15 protein-coding genes are annotated in these 16,972 nt (G+C 55.3%); 2 read left to right on the plus strand and 13 right to left on the minus strand.

The annotated features are described in order from the left end of the window. Position 1 precedes the first annotated feature (1 nt). Both ACZ5CE_RS12040 and ACZ5CE_RS12045 read left to right on the plus strand, forming a co-directional pair. Entirely contained in the window at positions 2-1,567 is a 1,566-nt protein-coding gene (locus ACZ5CE_RS12040) for a complex I subunit 4 family protein (protein WP_464575146.1), read from the plus strand. Then, positions 1,560-3,056, plus strand: a complete 1,497-nt coding sequence (locus tag ACZ5CE_RS12045; protein WP_464575147.1) for a complex I subunit 4 family protein — start codon at positions 1,560-1,562, stop codon at positions 3,054-3,056. Before ACZ5CE_RS12040 ends, ACZ5CE_RS12045 begins: the two co-directional genes overlap by 8 nt. Positions 3,057-3,188: 132 nt before the next feature. Here ACZ5CE_RS12045 and ACZ5CE_RS12050 read toward each other — a convergent pair whose 3' ends face one another. The 13 genes from ACZ5CE_RS12050 to sufB form a co-directional block, all read right to left on the minus strand. After that, positions 3,189-4,307: a hypothetical protein gene (locus tag ACZ5CE_RS12050; protein WP_464575148.1), complete on the minus strand. Its 1,119-nt coding sequence runs from the start codon at positions 4,305-4,307 to the stop codon at positions 3,189-3,191. A 248-nt stretch (positions 4,308-4,555) separates the two neighbouring features. After that, positions 4,556-5,824: a sensor histidine kinase gene (locus tag ACZ5CE_RS12055; RefSeq protein WP_464575149.1), complete on the minus strand. Its 1,269-nt coding sequence runs from the start codon at positions 5,822-5,824 to the stop codon at positions 4,556-4,558. Continuing rightward, entirely contained in the window at positions 5,811-6,494 is a 684-nt protein-coding gene (locus ACZ5CE_RS12060) for a response regulator transcription factor (protein WP_464575150.1), read from the minus strand. The genes ACZ5CE_RS12055 and ACZ5CE_RS12060 overlap by 14 nt, the downstream gene beginning before the upstream one ends. 141 nt (positions 6,495-6,635) lie before the next feature. Further along, positions 6,636-7,703, minus strand: a complete 1,068-nt coding sequence (gene hemE, locus ACZ5CE_RS12065; RefSeq protein ID WP_464575151.1) for a uroporphyrinogen decarboxylase — start codon at positions 7,701-7,703, stop codon at positions 6,636-6,638. A 269-nt stretch (positions 7,704-7,972) separates the two neighbouring features. Then, on the minus strand, positions 7,973-9,103 hold the full coding sequence (locus ACZ5CE_RS12070) for a deoxyguanosinetriphosphate triphosphohydrolase (protein WP_464575152.1): 1,131 nt from the start codon (positions 9,101-9,103) through the stop codon (positions 7,973-7,975). Then, positions 9,096-10,196 carry a 3-dehydroquinate synthase gene (gene aroB / locus ACZ5CE_RS12075; RefSeq protein ID WP_464575153.1) on the minus strand — a complete coding sequence of 367 codons (1,101 nt, stop codon included), beginning with the start codon at positions 10,194-10,196 and terminating at the stop codon, positions 9,096-9,098. The genes ACZ5CE_RS12070 and aroB overlap by 8 nt, the downstream gene beginning before the upstream one ends. A gap of 69 nt (positions 10,197-10,265) precedes the next feature. After that, positions 10,266-10,679: a protoporphyrinogen oxidase HemJ gene (gene hemJ / locus ACZ5CE_RS12080; RefSeq protein WP_464575154.1), complete on the minus strand. Its 414-nt coding sequence runs from the start codon at positions 10,677-10,679 to the stop codon at positions 10,266-10,268. A 300-nt stretch (positions 10,680-10,979) separates the two neighbouring features. Beyond that, positions 10,980-11,540, minus strand: a complete 561-nt coding sequence (locus tag ACZ5CE_RS12085) for a NifU family protein (protein ID WP_464575155.1) — start codon at positions 11,538-11,540, stop codon at positions 10,980-10,982. 121 nt (positions 11,541-11,661) lie between these two features. Next, positions 11,662-12,144 (minus strand): Fe-S cluster assembly sulfur transfer protein SufU, encoded by a 483-nt coding sequence (gene sufU / locus ACZ5CE_RS12090; protein WP_464575156.1) that lies wholly within the window; start codon positions 12,142-12,144, stop codon positions 11,662-11,664. Between the two features lie 16 nt (positions 12,145-12,160). Beyond that, the gene (locus ACZ5CE_RS12095; RefSeq protein ID WP_464575157.1) at positions 12,161-13,420 is read right to left on the minus strand and encodes a cysteine desulfurase; all 1,260 of its coding nucleotides are present in this window, start codon (positions 13,418-13,420) and stop codon (positions 12,161-12,163) included. 3 nt (positions 13,421-13,423) lie between these two features. Further along, entirely contained in the window at positions 13,424-14,740 is a 1,317-nt protein-coding gene (gene sufD / locus ACZ5CE_RS12100; protein WP_464575158.1) for a Fe-S cluster assembly protein SufD, read from the minus strand. Positions 14,741-14,742: 2 nt separating this feature from the next. Further along, the gene (sufC, locus tag ACZ5CE_RS12105; protein WP_464575159.1) at positions 14,743-15,531 is read right to left on the minus strand and encodes a Fe-S cluster assembly ATPase SufC; all 789 of its coding nucleotides are present in this window, start codon (positions 15,529-15,531) and stop codon (positions 14,743-14,745) included. Continuing rightward, on the minus strand, positions 15,528-16,964 hold the full coding sequence (gene sufB / locus ACZ5CE_RS12110; protein WP_464575160.1) for a Fe-S cluster assembly protein SufB: 1,437 nt from the start codon (positions 16,962-16,964) through the stop codon (positions 15,528-15,530). The genes sufC and sufB overlap by 4 nt, the downstream gene beginning before the upstream one ends. Positions 16,965-16,972 lie beyond the last annotated feature (8 nt).

Below are 16,972 nucleotides of genomic sequence, written 5' to 3' on the forward strand. Positions count from 1 at the left end.
GATGGAAACCAATATCGCTTTCTGGCAGGAATCAGTGACATTTCCGTTGCTGACCACGCTCGTACTCATTCCAATGGCGGCCATGGCCGCTATTCTCATCCTGCGTTCCACAGCCATTGCCGTAACGCTCGGCTTCGCCGCCACGCTGCTCGATTTATTCCTGAGCTTCTATATGTTATCCCTGTTCGATCCGGAAAAAGCCGGAATCCAGTTCGCCGAGCAGGAACGTTTTTTCGGCTTTACCTATTACAGCGTCGGAGTTGACGGCCTGAGCATCCTGTTCATTCCTCTCACGACGATATTGGTCGCGCTGGTTCTCGTATACAAGGCAACCACCCGCCGGACCTTCGACTGGAAATTCATTACCTGCCTCCTGGGCTACGAAGCCATCCTGATCGGCGCTTTTACCGCGCTGAATATCGCGCAGTTCTGGCTCTGGACCCTCCTGGAACTGGTGCCGGTTATTTTACTCACGATCCACAGTGGCACAGGACATAAAAAACTATGGGTGATCGCCCACCTGCTGAAGTATTGGGGCTGGGCACTGCTGATGACACTGGCTGGATTTCTGCTGCTGGGCTTCGGATTGCAGGATTCGGGGTTGCCCGTGAGTTTCGACTGGCTGACACTGAAGCATAACAAAGCCTTTTTGCAGAACGGAACACTGATATTTATTCTTCTGTTTTTCGGCTTTGCCGTTCGCATTCCGCTGTTCCCATTTCATGGCTGGCTGCCGATACTGGCGGAACAGAGCGCCGTGGCCAGCGTGATCGCTTTGGTGGTGGGCCTGAAACTGGGTATCTATGGGACCGCACGTTTCATCCTGCCGGTGGTAACGGAAGCCGCCGAGCAATGGGCCGGGTTTGTGGTCTCTCTGGGGCTCATCACGATCTTTTACGGCGCGCTGCTCGCCCTGATGCAGATCAATGTGCGGCGGCTGCTCGCATTTTCCGTTATCAGCCACGCCGGGATGCTGATTATTGGCCTTTTCTGTTTCAACGAACATGGGCTGAATGGCGCCATATTCCTCTCCCTGGCATGGGGCCTGGCATCGGCTGGCATGCTCTTTAGCGTCGGCCTGGTCTACGAGCGTACACGAACCGTATTTACCCCTCGCCTGGGCGGACTTTTTGATACGAATATCGGCATTGCGCTGCTTTTTTTCATTGCTGCGTTAAGTACCATGGTCATGCCCGGAACACCCGGATTCGATGCAGCTCACCTGCTGATCGAAGGGACTATCGAGGAATATGGGTGGCTGGTTGCAATCGCCATTCTCGTGGGCAATGTCCTGGCGGCAGCCTTCCTTCTGCTGGCTTTCCAGCGGATATTCATGACGACCTCAAGGCGCGCCTTTCAACCCCAGAAGCCTCACCAGTATCGGGTCAGGATGGAGCCCGCCATTATTATCACCATCTGCTCGTTGCTCATCGGGACCGGTTTTAATACGGCCCCATGGCTCAACTATATCGAAAGGGATCCGACTGGAATGAGCGCCTATTATCATAAACCCAAAAACGGCCGCTCCCACGGGCCCGCGGCCGCACCGGACGCCCGGCATGATTGAAAATTTTCCGATACTGAGCCTGGTCATTCTTCTGCCCCTGGCCGGCGGCGTTGCGGTCGGCCTTATCCAGGACACCCATATCGCCAAATGGGTTGCGTTGATAATCGCCGGCCTTGAATTCATCACCACCCTGGTGGTAGTGGATTGGTTTGACGCTGCGAACGGCAGCAGCTTTCAGCTGGTTGAGCAGCACACATGGATACCCAGCCTCAATATATTGTTCCTGATCGGTATTGATGGAATTTCAGTATTGTTCCTGCCGGCGTCAGCGTTGCTGACACTGGTGGCGATTATCGCTTCGTGGAAATCCGTTCAGCACCTGACCCGTTTTCATTTTGCCCTTCTGCTCGCTATGGAGGGAGGCACCATGGGCGTGTTCGTTGCACTCGACATGATGCTGTTCTTTCTTTTCTGGGAATTGATACTGCCGCCTATTTTCTTTCTGATCGGACTGTGGGGAGCAGGTCCCGATCGCCGAGGCGCGGCGATGAAATATATGCTTTATATGCTGTTCAGCGGTGTGCCGCTGCTTTTTGCCCTTATCATGCTTGGGGTCAATCACGCCATGCAGACCGGCGGCAACATTCCGCTGGATCTTTCCTTCAGTTTTCCTGTGTTGCTGAACACACCCATTTCTGAAGATCTGCAAAAAATCATTTTCCTGCTATTGCTCACCGGTTTCGCAGTCAAGGCCCCGCTGGTGCCATTTCATACCTGGCTGCCTACCACTGCGGTAGAGGCCCCGTCACAGTTGACGGCGTTGCTGGTAGGCTTGAAATTGGGTGCTTTCGGCATGCTGCGCTTCGCCATGCCGCTGGCCCCGGACGCGTCAGCGAAATATGCCTGGGTATTGGGAATATTAGGAGCCATCACTTTCATCTACGCAGCCATGATCGCCCTGCGGCAGACCAATTTGCGCCGCGTGCTGGCTTACGCAAGTGTCAGCCATGTTGGCCTGGTGATAGTGGGCGTGGCGACACTCAATATGCAGGGCATACAAGGAGCAATTTTTCAACTGCTCAATTTCACGCTGATTGCCAGCTGCCTGATATTGATTGCTGGTCTCATACAGCATCGCCTGGGTAGCACCGAACTGATCCATCTGGGAGGTCTGGCAAAAATAATGCCGCGCCTGACAACATTTTTCTTTATTTTTGCCTTCGCCAGCATAGGAGTTCCGGGCACGAGCGGATTTCCGGCGGAACTACTGCTGATACTCGGCGCGCTGAACGCCCATCCCGGACTAGGCATCGCCGCATTGCTGGGAGCTATTCTGGGAGCAGCCTATATGCTGTCATTTATGAGGCGCGCCTTCCTCGGACCAGTCATCCATGCACACTTGAGCCGTGTCATGGATTTGCGTTCCCGTGAATTTGGGTTACTGTGCGTACCTGCATCCATAGTGCTGTTATTCGGATTTTTTCCCGATCTGATCCTTGATATAAACAGGGTGGCTGCCACATCCTGGCTAAACAGGCTGACTCATTAGTCTAGTCAGCCTGCCTGGTCATGATTTTTAACGGACTACCCTAGAGCGACGAGGTTCTTCCGCAGACACATCTCCATCATCTCCATCCTGAAATTCCCTTGCGCCGTCAACACGGCCTCCGGAACCCCGGTATCAGAACGATGCCGCGATATCGCCCTGATCGTTTTCCGCTGCATCTTCCGCTATGGTCTCGAGCGTCCGCGCGTGCCAGTCGAGCACAGCGGTACGGATGAACATCTTCTCAGCCAATTCCGGACGCTCGTTGCGTATGACCTCTGCAGCGAAGCGAGCCAGGAAGATGGATTTCAACTCGGCGCGCGCCCGGTCGATGCCGATCTCCATGTAAGGAACCGAGGCCAGAAGCAGGAACCCATCATCGGGAATGCGGCCGCTGCGCATATTGCCCTCGATAATGCCGGCGGCCTTGCCGATGGGTACATCCAGGTTCGGGCTGTACGGCCCAATTATCAGGGCCAGGTTAGGCGTATGCAGGAAGTCGAAGCCACGGCCCACACAGATCATCCATTCGCGATGCTCGATATCCAGAAGCCGCTCATGACGCGCCGCCTGTTCACGCACCCGCGCGATAGTGTCGAGGTTACCAAGCAACAAGGGCAACAGGTCGGCTCGCATCTGGGCGGGCATGTCGGGCAGCAGGGCGGCAAGACGGGGTTCCAGCGTCGATCTCTCATCCGGCGTGATCTGCGACATATCCAGTTTTTCACCGTTGGTGCCATGAACGACAATCGTATCCTCGTCGGTTTCGATACCACAGATAAGGGGATAAATCGTTGAGTGCTCCGCACCGAAAATTTGCTGCATCTGGCGGCGGATGACCAGGGTATGGGCATAGGCTGCTTCGGTATCATAGTTGAAACCGGCGCATCCACGATGCGGATCGCCTTTGGAATAGTGGTAAGTAACCAGAAACAGGACTCTGCGACCCACCCTTACCCAGTCCTGCACATGATGAGCAAGCACCTCGCCCAGATGAGGCCAGCCGAGATCGAAAGCACCGCCAAGGTTGCGAAACGGCATGAGAATACCCGGTGGCGTATTCGTCATCACCGGCAGATTGATGCGGCCGTCCATGCACTTCATTACGGCAATGGCTGTTGGATGTTCGGCAAGATAGCGTTCGCGCGCCAGCCACGCCTCAGGGCTGCGAAACGTATTTCCATGCCGGTCAGCGAGGTTGAAGAGCCAGTCTATGCGTTTCTCTATCGGTAAACGGGTAACATTAGTATACATACTGTGATCTCCGGGCGTTTGGGTGGGATTTTGAATATGCTGATGGCGTCAAGACCATCAATCTTACCATAGGGAATGTAAAAAATTCGTCAAGCTCTTTACAGAATCTGAATAAGCGCTCGTTGAACGCGTTGCAGCAAAATGGAGACATAAGGTGCGCGGCGATGGTCGTAGCTGGGCCTCTACGATACCAGGTAACGCAACGCCATGGCTTCTGGAGCGCGGCCCGGAACTTGTTCGGAGATTGCCTACGGAAACGTAATATGGAAAGTCGAACCTTTTCCCGGCGTGCTCTCCACGTCTATTATCCATCCGTAGTGGTCGCATATGCGCTTGACGATCGCAAGGCCGATTCCCAACCCTTCTCCCTGAGTGGATCCCCGGAAGAATCGCTCATAGAGCAAAGGCAGGTAATAGGGTTCGATACCAATTCCCGAATCGGAAATTGAAAGGCGTTTCTGGCTGAAACTGACACGAATGAAGCCGCGCTCAGTGTATTGCACGGCATTGCGCAGCAAATTGACGAGCGCAGTGTGCAGTGCTTGCCGATTCAATGTAAGCACGGCTTTCGGCTCGACCGTTACCTCGAAAAGAAGCCGCTTCCGGTAGATTTCCGTGCACACCGGCTCGACGGCCTCATAGACGCACTCGGCAAGCGCTACCGGTTCCATGATGCCCAGCGCCTGCTCGCGGGCAAGGAACAAGAGCGCCTGGAGCTGCTCGCCCATTCGGCCGGCAGCGGCCTCGATCATCCCGATGCGAACCCGCGCCCTTTCCGAAAAACCGGGCTCTGTTACCAGCAACTCGCAACTCGTCAAAATTGTCGTTATCGGCGTACGCAATTCATGGCTGACGTTGGCGGTGAATTCCTGCTCGCGCCGCAGCATGCGCGTAATCCGGTTCTGGTAATCATCCAGCGCATGGGCAAGCTGGGCCACCTCCTCATCCTGGCCGGGCTGGATCATCGTTGTTCCCTGCACATCTCCCGGCGCAAGATGCCTGACGCGCTCGGCAAGGTCCGTAACCTGTTTCACGAGCAGCCCGGCAAGCAGATATCCCACCACCAGCGCGACGCCTACGACCGAGAGTAGGGATAATACGATGAGGAGCCTCAGCTCCTGCTGGCGCTGGTCATGCAGTCCGATTTCGTAGGCGACGATAAACTTTACGCCGTCGACATGGCGCACCGCAACCCGGATCTCCTCCGGTCCGCGAAATACTTTGTGACGCCTGTAATTGAGTCCCTGCAGGTAGGGAGGAAGATGGGCCTCGTCGGTGGGATCATGAACAATGTACTTTTCAAGATTGGACCCAACCTGCGGTACGAAATCGGCGCTTTCCCGATAGCGCTGGAGCAGATAGTCCATCTCGGTTTCCATGATCTGCTCGATATGCGCCTCCTCGATGTCGTCGGAGGCTATATAGAGGCTGATACCGAGCGTGCCGACGACGATGATGCAGAATATTGCGAACGCCAGCGCAACCCGCAGGCGAAGGCCGCGCTTAAGCCCGGGCACGAGAAACTAGGCGGTAACCCAGGCCGTGAACAGTCTCTATGGGATCGTAGCCTCCAGCCCGGCTCAACGCACGGCGCAATTCGTGCATGTGGCTTCTCAAGGTGTCGCTGGTTCCCTGGGCGTCCCCCCAGACTTCGGATTCAAGCTCGCGGCGGCTGAATACGCGGCCGGGCTCACCCATCATGAGCGCAAGCAGGCGAATACACTTGGGAGGGAGCTTGACTGCGGCGCCAGCGAAACGAATGGATAAGGTCTTCGGATCAAAAGACAGATCCCCGGTCTCCAGCAGGCGGCTGGTGACCTTGCCTCCATGCCGCTTGTGCATGGCGACCAGGCGCGCTTCGACTTCTTTCAGGGCAAACGGCTTTATTAGGTAGTCATCGGCGCCGCAATCGAAACCTTTCAGTTTATCCTCCAGCGTATCGCGGGCAGTCAGCATCAGCACAGGAGTATCGAGATCCGCCTCGTGCCGCAGCTTGCGGCAGAGGGTGATGCCATCCATGCCCGGCAGGCCCAGATCGAGCAGAATGCCATCGAATCGCTGCGTAACCGCCAGATGCAACCCAGTAATTCCGTCCGCTGCGGCATCCACGCTGTGTCCGCGCGCTTCCAGGAAATCATAGAGATTGGTAGCGATGGCTGGATCGTCTTCTATAATCAGTATATGCACGAAATGCCTCTACTCGGAATTCAGGTCTGTTGCGGGCGAAATAGGACTGGAAAAATCCAAATTTAACTGGAATGGCAACAACGCCATTAACTCTAGTTTAAATGATATATCGAGATTTTATCCAACGGTAAATTATAAAGGTTATTGCTTGCAAAACTTCCGGCTGATGGCGTGCACTGCTTCGACCAGCGCCAGGGCGCTCTCCGGCGGGGTGAATTGAGAAATGCCATGGCCCAGATTAAATACATGACCCGGGCCGGCGCCATAGCTCTCAAGTGTCTTTTCGACTTCGACGGCAATAGTCTCCGGTCCGGCGAATAGCACTGCAGGATCGAGATTGCCTTGCAGCGCTACCTTGTGGCCTACACGCCGCCGGGCTTCGCCGATATCGACGGTCCAGTCGAGGCCTACGGCATTGCAGCCGCTGTCGGCTATGCTCTCCAGCCAGAGTCCCCCATCCTTTGTAAAGACGATACTGGGAACATGCACGCCTGCATGATCCTGCTTGAGTCCCGCCAGAATCTGGCTCATGTAGCGCAGGGAAAATTCCTGGTAGGCCGAATGCGACAATGTACCGCCCCAGGTATCAAATATCATTACCGCCTGCGCGCCTGATTCGATCTGCGCATTGAGGTAAGCGGTCACGGCTTGTGCGTTGATGCCGAGAATATGGTGCAGCAGATCCGGACGCCGATAGAGCATGGTCTTGACCTGGCGAAAATCGGTACCACCGCAACCTTCCACCATGTAGCAGGCAAGCGTGAATGGACTGCCGGAAAATCCGATCAGCGGCACCCGGTTATCGAGCGCCTTGCGAATTTGCGAAACCGCGTCCATCACGTATCGCAAATGGACTCCGGGATCGGGTGCGGCAAGGTCCCTGATTTCCCATTCCTCGCGCAAGGGACGTTCGAATTTCGGGCCCTCGCCATCGGCAAAATAAAGCCCCAGACCCATCGCATCGGGGATGGTAAGAATGTCTGAAAAGAGGATTGCGGCATCCAGCGGAAATCTTGCCAAAGGCTGAAGGGTTACTTCGGTAGCGAGATCGGGGTTCTTGCAAAGCGCAAGAAAGCTGCCGGCGCGGGCGCGGGTCTGGTTGTATTCAGGCAGATACCGTCCGGCCTGGCGCATCAGCCACACCGGAGTATAGTCTGTCGGCTGGCGCATCAGCGCCCGTAACAGCGTGTCATTCTTCAGTTTTGTCATTTGCGTTGCTTGGTTCCACTCTGTTGCCAAAAAACAATCAAAAACCTGCGGAAAAATATCCGCATCCGGCCGGAAAACCGTTAATACTCGATTCCAAAATCATTTCCGGCGCCCATCCATGCGCGGAGTCCTTCTCCTCAACCCTCGATATTACCAGTGATCCGGGTCCCGGTATATTATCCTGTTGCAGCATGGCCTGCCTGCCGTCGCTGCGCGGACCATCGTCCATCCATATTCCAGCATCATGCCGCAGGCCGATCCACTCCCATTCAGCTTTCCTCTATGCCCTCTATTCCGAACAACCGCCGGTATTCTCTGATCGCATACCTATCTGTCATGCCGGCGACATAGTCGGCGATTGCCTGGTATCCGTCCTGATCGTATTTTTGTTGATAGACAGGCGGCAGCAAGCGGACGTCGGACCGGAACGCTTCAAACAGCCTCTCCACGGTATGCCGCGCCTTTGCGCTCATTCGAACCACCTTGTAGTGCCGATACAGGTTTTCGCGGAGAAATTGCTTCAACTCCTGCTGTTCTCTCCGGATTTCCTCGCTGAATCCGATAAGATACGGCGCGCTCCTTACCGCCGTTACGTCCTTAGGCTGTGCAACGCCGATATTGATTTCGCTTTGCTTCGTCAAATCCCCGACGAGCGTATTGATCATGCGTCTCACGGTTTCGTGGATCAATCTCCGTCCGGATATTGTCGGGTATGCCTCCTGTGCCATGGAGAAATGCCGTGCGAATATGCCGACTTCTTCGAGTTGCTGCCGGGTGATCAGACCGGAGCGCAACCCGTCATCCACATCATGATTGTTATATGCAATCTCATCGGCAAGATTGGCCAGTTGCGCCTCGAGAGACGGCCGGCCACCCGATAGGAAGCGCTCGCCAATTTCTCCGAGGCGGGCGGCATTTTTCTTCGAGCAATGCTTGAGTATTCCTTCCCGCGTTTCAAAACACAGATTCAAGCCATCGAACGCGCCATAGCGTTCTTCCAGCACATCCACCACCCGCAGCGATTGCAGGTTGTGCTCGAACCCGTCATGGTCCTTCATGCAGCCGTTCAATGCATCCTGTCCCGCATGCCCGAAGGGCGTATGGCCGAGATCGTGAGCCAATGAGATAGCCTCGACCAGATCCTCGTTGAGGCGCAGATTGCGCGCGACCGAACGGCCGATCTGTGCCACTTCCAGGCTGTGCGTCAGACGCGTGCGAAACAGATCGCCCTCATGATTGACGAAAACCTGGGTCTTGTACTCGAGCCGGCGAAACGCGGTGGAATGAATGATGCGATCGCGGTCGCGCTGAAATACGGTCCGTCCAGGCGCCGAGTCTTCGGAAATCCTTCTGCCGCGCGAAATTTCCGCGGATACCGCGTAAGGCGCCAGCTCACGCATTGACTGCGCGATCCGGAAATATTTTCGCCAACACTTCGATAGGAATATCGGAATGAACCGCTGCCTCGCCAATACGTTTCAGCAAGACAAAGCGCATTCTTCCTCCCTCCACCTTCTTGTCCAGTTCCATCAACTTCAAATACTTCTCCATGCCAAGATCTGGAGCATGGACGGGAAGCCCGGTCCGGACGTAGAGCGCGCGAATGCGTTCCACATCGCTTCTGGAAATCATGTTCAACAGCCGCGAAAGTTCCACCGCCATCATCGTCCCCGCCGCTACCGCCTCCCCATGAAGCCAGTTGCCATAACCCATGGCGTTTTCTATGGCATGGCCAAAGGTATGGCCAAGGTTGAGCAATGCCCGAAGGCCGCTCTCACGCTCATCAGCTTCCACGACTTGCGCCTTGTTGCGGCAACTCCGCTCTATCGCCTCCACCATCACCGGAATATTCCGGGCAAGAAGCCCTGAAATATTCTGCTCTACCCACATGAAAAAATCCGGATCGCGTATCAGGCCATACTTTATGACTTCCGCGAGGCCGGCGCGCAGTTCTCTCTCGGGCAGGGTATCAAGCGTGTTGACGTCTATCACCACTATCCGGGGTTGATAAAAGGCGCCTATCATGTTTTTCCCGAGCGGATGGTTGATGCCGGTCTTGCCTCCCACCGATGAATCGACCTGCGCCAGCAGGGTAGTCGGAATCTGTATGAAGGGAACGCCGCGCAGGTAGGTTGCTGCCGCAAAACCGGCCAGATCTCCTACCACACCGCCGCCCAACGCGATAATGGGAGTGCTGCGTTCGCACCGGGATGCCAGAAGCGCATCATAGATGAGATTCAGTGTCTGCCAATTCTTGTGTTCTTCGCCATCGGGCAGAATGACGGGAATGCATGTTATCCCCTGGCTTTCCAGCACGCTGCGCAGATTATCCATGTAAAGCGGCGCAACGGTCGTGTTGGAGACAATTGCGACCCGCTTTCGCGGCAAATGATGTGAAATGAGCGAAACCTGGTTCAGGATTCCGCTGCCGATATGTATGGGGTAGCTGCGATCAGCCGAGGCTGAAGCAAGTCCTACCGTAATTGTCTGCATTTTTTTGAAGATCCGTAAAGGGCCTGATTCGCATCGTTCATAGGCCCTGGAAAGAGAGGAGATGTTTCCCTAAAAAGGCTTTACTACTACGAGAATGACCACGGCAAACAGGATCACGACGGGAATTTCGTTAAACCATCGATAATAGACATGGCTTCGCCGGTTGCGGTCATGCTTGAATTCAACCAGGAATTTCCCGCAATACACGTGATAGATCAGTAGCAGGAGAACGAGCGCAAGCTTGGCATGCAGCCACCCTCCTGAAATTCCATAGCCCAGCCAGAGCCATGAACCGAGAAGAACCGCCAGCACGGCACTCGGTGTCATGATGCCATAGAACAGCTTGCGCTCCATTACCTTGAAGCGCTCGATGCCTATTGGGTCACTGCTGGCCGCGTGATAGACGAACAAGCGGGGCAGGTAAAAAAGGCCCGCAAACCAGGTCACTACAAAAATGATATGTAGAGATTTTATCCAGAGCATCTTTCCTTGAACACACGGGACCCATTCTTCGGGATAAGCCAGGCATATCTGGGTCTCGCCGGACCCTCATAAGCCAGGGCATCGAGCACCGCCGGAAAGGAAGCCGGGGAAGCCGGATGACGTTCCAGCAGAGCTGGCGAGCGTGCCTACGATACCATTGTTAGCGGGAATTCGCAGAAAAAGATGAGTAGCAGGAACTCGAGTTCAAGCGAAGGAGTTTACCGGGCAGGATGGAGAGCAGCCCGGAAAGCCATTCCCCGCGGCCCTGCTAAAAATACCGGATATACGTTATGGATAGGCTCAGACCGCGACCACAACGATATCCGGTTCTATCGATCTCAGCATATTTTGAATCCCCCTCAGGGTGCCCGAGATGGAGCTGGGGCAGGTGCCGCAAGCACCCTGATAATGAACGCTGAGCTTGTTGCCTTCAAGACCAAGCACATGGAGATCACCTCCATCATTTTGCAGATAGGGCCGGACTTCCTCCTCGAGCAGCATGTTGATCGTTTCCAGGCGTTGCTGGTCTTCCGGACTTAAACCCGCAATGGTGCTGCTGGCAGCTTCGATCTTGGCAGCCGATCCGGATGCGGCAGCGGGTGCGGCGCGAATCGGATCCGCCACCTCACGAGCCAGGTCCTGCCAGTCCGCGCCACCATCCTGGGTGATCGTAATCCAGCGATCGACATAAAATACGTTGGTTACATGATCGATATCGAACAGCGCCGCCGCGAGCGGATCGTCCTTTGCCTGCTCCGCATTGTCGTATGAACAGGTCACCCCCCAGGTCAAAGGTTCCTTGAGGATGAATTTCAATGCATTCCGGTTCGGTGTCCCTTCTATTTCAGCTATTTTAGGCATTGTCTTTTCCTTTCAGGATTTTCTAGGACCTGTTAACACTTGTTACGCATCGCCCGAGACCCATGATAGGTGCAAATTTTAACCGGAACGAGGCATGTGCTGCGCAGCAGAGTGACAGGCCCTAGGCATCGCCGATCGCAGCGTGCATCGGATCATCTTGGGCTTCGGTGGAGGCCACGGTAACAGAGTTAAGAGCCGCATGCAGGGTATGCCATGGCAGAATCGCGCATTTGACGCGAGTCGGCAAGTCCCGCACGCCGGCGAACACCGTCAGCCGCCCCAGGTGGTGAGGGCCATCCACGTCCAGCTTGCCCATGGCCATATCGCGAAATTCCTCAATCAGGGTTTCCGCATCCGCCCGGGTCTTGTCTTTTACCACAGTCGTCATCATCGACGCTGAGGCCTTGCAGATCGCGCACGATTCACCCTTGAATGCGATTCTATCGATGCGTCCATCCTCGAGATCGAGGGCAATGTCGAGATGGTCTCCGCATAATGGATTATGCCCCACGGCCTGATGGCTGGGTTTTTCCAAAACGCCATAATTACGGGGTTTCCTGTTGTGATCGAGGATAACCTCCTGATAAAGCGATTTAGTATTCATTATTATCCGTTCTTCATTATCTGAAAATTTCAAGAACGGCGCGAAGACTGGCGATAAACGCATCCACTTCCGCCATCGTGTTATAAAACGCGAAAGAAGCGCGCGTCGTCGCCGGAACCTTGAGGCGCAGCATTACCGGCTGCGCGCAATGGTGGCCGGTGCGCACAGCAACCCCTTCCTGGTTCAGAAGCGTACCAATATCGTGCGGATGCACGCCCTCGACCTCAAACGACAGCACGGCGGTCTTATGAGCAGCAGTCCCGATGATCCGCAGGCCCGGTATGTCGCGTATCTGTCCGGTTGCATACTCGAGCAGCCGGTGCTCATGCGCAGCGATTGCGCTCATGCCGATTCCAGACAAATAATCTATGGCGGCGCCGAGCCCGATGGCGGCAGCAATCGGAGGAGTACCAGCTTCAAACTTGTGGGGAATCGAATTGTAAACCGTTTTCTCGAATGTTACCGACAGGATCATGTCGCCGCCGCCCTTGAACGGCTGCATGCGCTCGAGGAATTCCGCCTTGCCATAGAGAACGCCGATACCGGTAGGACCGCAAAGCTTATGCCCGGAAAACGCATAGAAATCACAGTCGAGGTCCTGCATGTCCACGACCACATGCGGCACGGCCTGGGCCCCATCGATCAATACCGGGACGCCCCGCTGATGCGCGGCCGCGATCATCTGCTTGATCGGATTGATGGTCCCCAACGCATTGGATACATGCAGAACGCCGACAAATTTGGTGCGCTCGTTGAAGAGCCTGTCGTATTCGTCGATACGGAGTTCGCCCGCATCGTTGATCGGCACGACGCGGATCTTCGCCCCTTTTTCTTCCGCCAGCATCTGCCAGGGAACGATGTTGGAATGGTGCTCGAGCATGGTCAGAATAATCTCATCGCCGGGACCGATAAATTTGCGTCCATAACCATGCATGACCAGATTGATGGAATCGGTGGTGCCGCTGGTAAAAATAACCTCCCGGTCCTCGCGCGCGTTGATGAAGTGCTGCACCTTGCGGCGGGACTGCTCGTATTCCGCCGTGGCGGTTTCGGACAGGTAATGCACTCCCCGATTGACGTTGGCATGCTGCGTCGTCTGGTAGCGCACCAGCCGGTCCATCACTTGCCGGGGCATCTGGCTGGAAGCGGCGTTATCCAGATAAACGAGCGGCTTGCCCTCGACCTGGAGCCCGAGGATGGGAAAATCCGCACGAATGCGCTCGACATCGAGCATGGAAGTGAATTGCGGTTCCAAAGCAGACTCTATGAGTTTCACTAGTCAATTTTTCCGCGTTTGTTCGAGCACCATCTCTTCGAGCCGGTGCTTGAGCGATGCTATGCGAATTCGTTCGATAATTTCAGCGCCGAATGCATAGGTAAGAAGATTGCGTGCCGTAGCCTCAGCCAGCCCGCGGCTTTTGAGATAGAACAGCTCTTCATGGTCGAGCTGTCCCACGGTCGCGCCATGCGCGCATTTTACGTCATCCGCGAAAATTTCAAGCTGTGGCTTGGTATCCACGCGGGCCCTCGGATTCAGCAGCAAGTTGCGGCTCGACTGCGAGGAATCGGTGCGCTGCGCGTTTGGACGGACCACGATCTTGCCGTTGAATACCGCGTGCGCGGCGCCATCGACAATACACTTATGCAACTGACGGCTCGTGCCATTCGCCCTCGCGTGATCTATGCAGGTATGCGTATCCGCAAGCTGGCGGCCGCCAATCAAAGCGAGCCCGTCAACCGCACACTCGGCACCTTCCGCCGCAAGCAACACGTTCAGGTCATAGCGTGAAATACGCCCCCCCATCGCCACGCTGGTGGTCCGATAACGGCTGGAACGCCCGACCGATACCGCGCAGTTTGCGATGTGGAATGCCTCCGCGCTATCGCGCTGCACGCGGACATGATTCACTTCAGAATTATCGTCAAGAAAAATTTCCGTTACGGCGTTGGTAACGCAGACTCCCTCCTGCAATGCAACATAGTCCTCGACAACCGTTATCGCGCTGCCCTGCTCGGCAATAACCAGGCAACGGGGATGATTTGCCGTTTCTGCCTGGGTGGTGATAAACAGGAGGTGAACCGGGTTTTCGATCGCGGTATTTCGCCGTGCCACGACCAGCGCGCCATCATGCAGGAAGGCGGTATTGAGCGCAGCAAACAGGTTATTGCGAAATTCGACCTGTTTCGCGAGATGCTTTTCGACACTCTCATCCTGCCTGGAGAGGACAATGGGCAGATTTCCAATCATCGTCCCCTGACTGTTCTCTGTCGGGTCGGGCAGGAGAGACAAGTGCGGCGCAAACGATCCATCCACAAAAACCAGCCTGACCGCGGCTTCATCCAGATGGAGATAGGCGATATCGGAAGTCTGCAACGATGATGAGCCCGCGCGGGCTGGCTGAAGCGACAGGTTGGCAAGAGGTGAAATATCGGTGAACCGCCACTCCTCATCGCGGGTGGTGGGTAGTTTCAGGGCTCCCAGCCGGTCTACCGCTTCCGCCCGCAATTCATTGAGCCATCCCAGGGGACTCGACGGCATCCGTGGCCGTCCCTGAAGAAGGCTTTCAAGATATTTGCTCCCGGCGGCCACGCTCATGCTCATGCCTCGACGGCAGCGCGGTGCTCCACGCCTACCCAGTCATAACCCCGCATTTCGAGGTCAAGGGCAAGCTCCTTGCCGCCAGTCTTGATAATACGGCCCGCCCGCATCACATGCACAAAATCCGGCTCGATGTAATTCAGCATGCGCTGATAGTGCGTCACCAGGACGATGGCGTTATCCTGCGAGGCGAGCTGGTTCACTCCTTTGGTGACTATCCTCAGCGCATCGATATCCAACCCGGAATCGGTTTCGTCGAGTATCGCCAACCTTGGCTCAAGCAGCGCCATCTGCAGGATTTCATTCCGTTTTTTCTCGCCGCCCGAGAAACCCTCATTGACGCCGCGATCCAGGAAATCCGGATTCATTTCCAGCAGCTTCATTTTTTCACGAACGAAGTCCTCAAACTCGAGCGGATCGAGTTCTTCCTCGCCGCGCTGCGCCTGCAGGGTATTGTAGGCGAGCCGCAGGAAATGGCTGTTGGCGACACCTGGTATTTCTATCGGGTACTGGAATGCGAGGAACACGCCCGCGCGGGCACGCTCTTCCGGCGCCAGATCCAGGAGATTGCTGCCCTGGAACAAAACGGAACCACCCGTCACCTCATAGGCGTCATGGCCGGCAAGAACCTTTGCGAGCGTGCTTTTGCCCGAGCCATTCGTCCCCATGATTGCATGAACTTCGCCGCTTCTCACCGTCAGGTCGATACCCTTCAGTATTTCGATGCCATTAACGGTTGCGCGAAGTCCGCGCACCTCAAGCAGCACTTTGCTGTCATGGTATATCATCCCACACTCCCCTCAAGCTTGAATCCAAGCAGCTTGGTCGCCTCTACCGCAAATTCCATGGGCAATTGCTGAAACACGTCCTTGCAAAATCCATTGATAATCATCGAAACCGCTTCCTCGTTGCCAATGCCCCGCTGCGCAAAATAGAACAATTGGTCTTCACCGATCTTCGAAGTTGATGCTTCATGCTCGACCTTGGCGCTATTGTTGCGCACCTGGATATAGGGAAAGGTATGAGCGCCGCATTTGTCGCCTATGAGCATGGAGTCGCATTGCGAATAATTGCGCGCACCGGCAGCCGTAGGCGCAATTCTGACCAGTCCGCGGTAGCTGTTATTGGAATGCCCTGCGGAAATCCCCTTGCTGACTATGGTACTGCGCGTATTCTTGCCAATATGAACCATCTTTGTGCCGGTATCCGCCTGCTGATAATTGTTGGTGACAGCAACCGAATAGAATTCTCCTACGGAATTCTCGCCTTGCAAAACGCAGGAAGGATACTTCCACGTAATGGCTGAACCCGTCTCAACCTGGGTCCACGAAATACGCGAATTAGTTCCCTTGGCCAGACCGCGTTTGGTCACGAAATTGTAGATGCCGCCCAGGCCATTTTCATCACCCGCATACCAGTTCTGCACGGTCGAGTACTTGATATCGGCGTTATCCAGAGCAACCAGTTCGACCACCGCCGCATGCAACTGGTTCGTGTCGAACTTTGGAGCGGTACAGCCTTCGAGGTAGGAAACGGACGCTCCTTCCTCGGCGATGATCAGCGTGCGCTCGAACTGGCCTGATTCTTCCGTATTGATGCGAAAATAAGTCGAGAGATCCATAGGGCACTGGACGCCCTTTGGAATGAAGCAGAAGGTGCCATCGGTAAATACCGCGGAGTTGAGGGCAGCGTAATAATTATCTCCGACGGGAACCACGGTGCCCAGGTACTGCTTCACCAGGGCAGGATGCGCATGAACCGCTTCCGAAATCGAACAGAAAATAATGCCCACCTCCGCAAGCTTCTGCTTGTAGGTGGTGGCCACGGACACGCTGTCGAAAATCACATCAACCGCGACTCCCGCCAGAGCGGCGCGCTCGTGCATCGGCACCCCCAGTTTTTCGAAGGTGCGCAGCAACTCCGGGTCGACCTCGTCCATGCTGTTCAATTTCTGTTTCGGCTTTGGCGCCGCGTAGTAACTGATCGCCTGAAAGTCGATAGCCGGATACCTGACGTTCGGCCATTTGGGCTCTTCCATCTTGAGCCATTGCTCATAGGCCTTCAGTCGAAAATCAAGCAGCCATTCCGGCTCGTTTTTCTTGGTTGAAATGAGGCGAATGATGTCTTCATTCAGTCCCTTTGGCGCGACATCCGACTCGATCTCGGTGACGAAACCGTGTTTGTAGGGCTGATTGACCAGATTTTGCAGTACTGCGCTCATTAGCTCGC

The organism is Nitrosospira sp. TNL200 (assembly GCF_055386305.1).

Bases quoted from the DNA above. Each gene is read 5' to 3' on its own strand.
- aroB (WP_464575153.1), bottom strand. From the start codon at position 10,196: ATGCAGACAATTACGGTAGGACTTGCTTCAGCCTCGGCTGATCGCAGC.
- ACZ5CE_RS12050 (WP_464575148.1), bottom strand. From the start codon at position 4,307: ATGTATACTAATGTTACCCGTTTACCGATAGAGAAACGCATAGACTGG.
- ACZ5CE_RS12040 (WP_464575146.1), top strand. From the start codon at position 2: ATGGAAACCAATATCGCTTTCTGGCAGGAATCAGTGACATTTCCGTTG.
- hemJ (WP_464575154.1), bottom strand. From the start codon at position 10,679: ATGCTCTGGATAAAATCTCTACATATCATTTTTGTAGTGACCTGGTTT.
- sufU (WP_464575156.1), bottom strand. From the start codon at position 12,144: ATGAATACTAAATCGCTTTATCAGGAGGTTATCCTCGATCACAACAGG.
- ACZ5CE_RS12085 (WP_464575155.1), bottom strand. From the start codon at position 11,540: ATGCCTAAAATAGCTGAAATAGAAGGGACACCGAACCGGAATGCATTG.
- ACZ5CE_RS12070 (WP_464575152.1), bottom strand. From the start codon at position 9,103: ATGCGTGAGCTGGCGCCTTACGCGGTATCCGCGGAAATTTCGCGCGGC.
- sufC (WP_464575159.1), bottom strand. From the start codon at position 15,531: ATGATATACCATGACAGCAAAGTGCTGCTTGAGGTGCGCGGACTTCGC.
- hemE (WP_464575151.1), bottom strand. From the start codon at position 7,703: ATGACAAAACTGAAGAATGACACGCTGTTACGGGCGCTGATGCGCCAG.
- ACZ5CE_RS12045 (WP_464575147.1), top strand. From the start codon at position 1,560: ATGATTGAAAATTTTCCGATACTGAGCCTGGTCATTCTTCTGCCCCTG.
- sufB (WP_464575160.1), bottom strand. From the start codon at position 16,964: ATGAGCGCAGTACTGCAAAATCTGGTCAATCAGCCCTACAAACACGGT.
- sufD (WP_464575158.1), bottom strand. From the start codon at position 14,740: ATGAGCGTGGCCGCCGGGAGCAAATATCTTGAAAGCCTTCTTCAGGGA.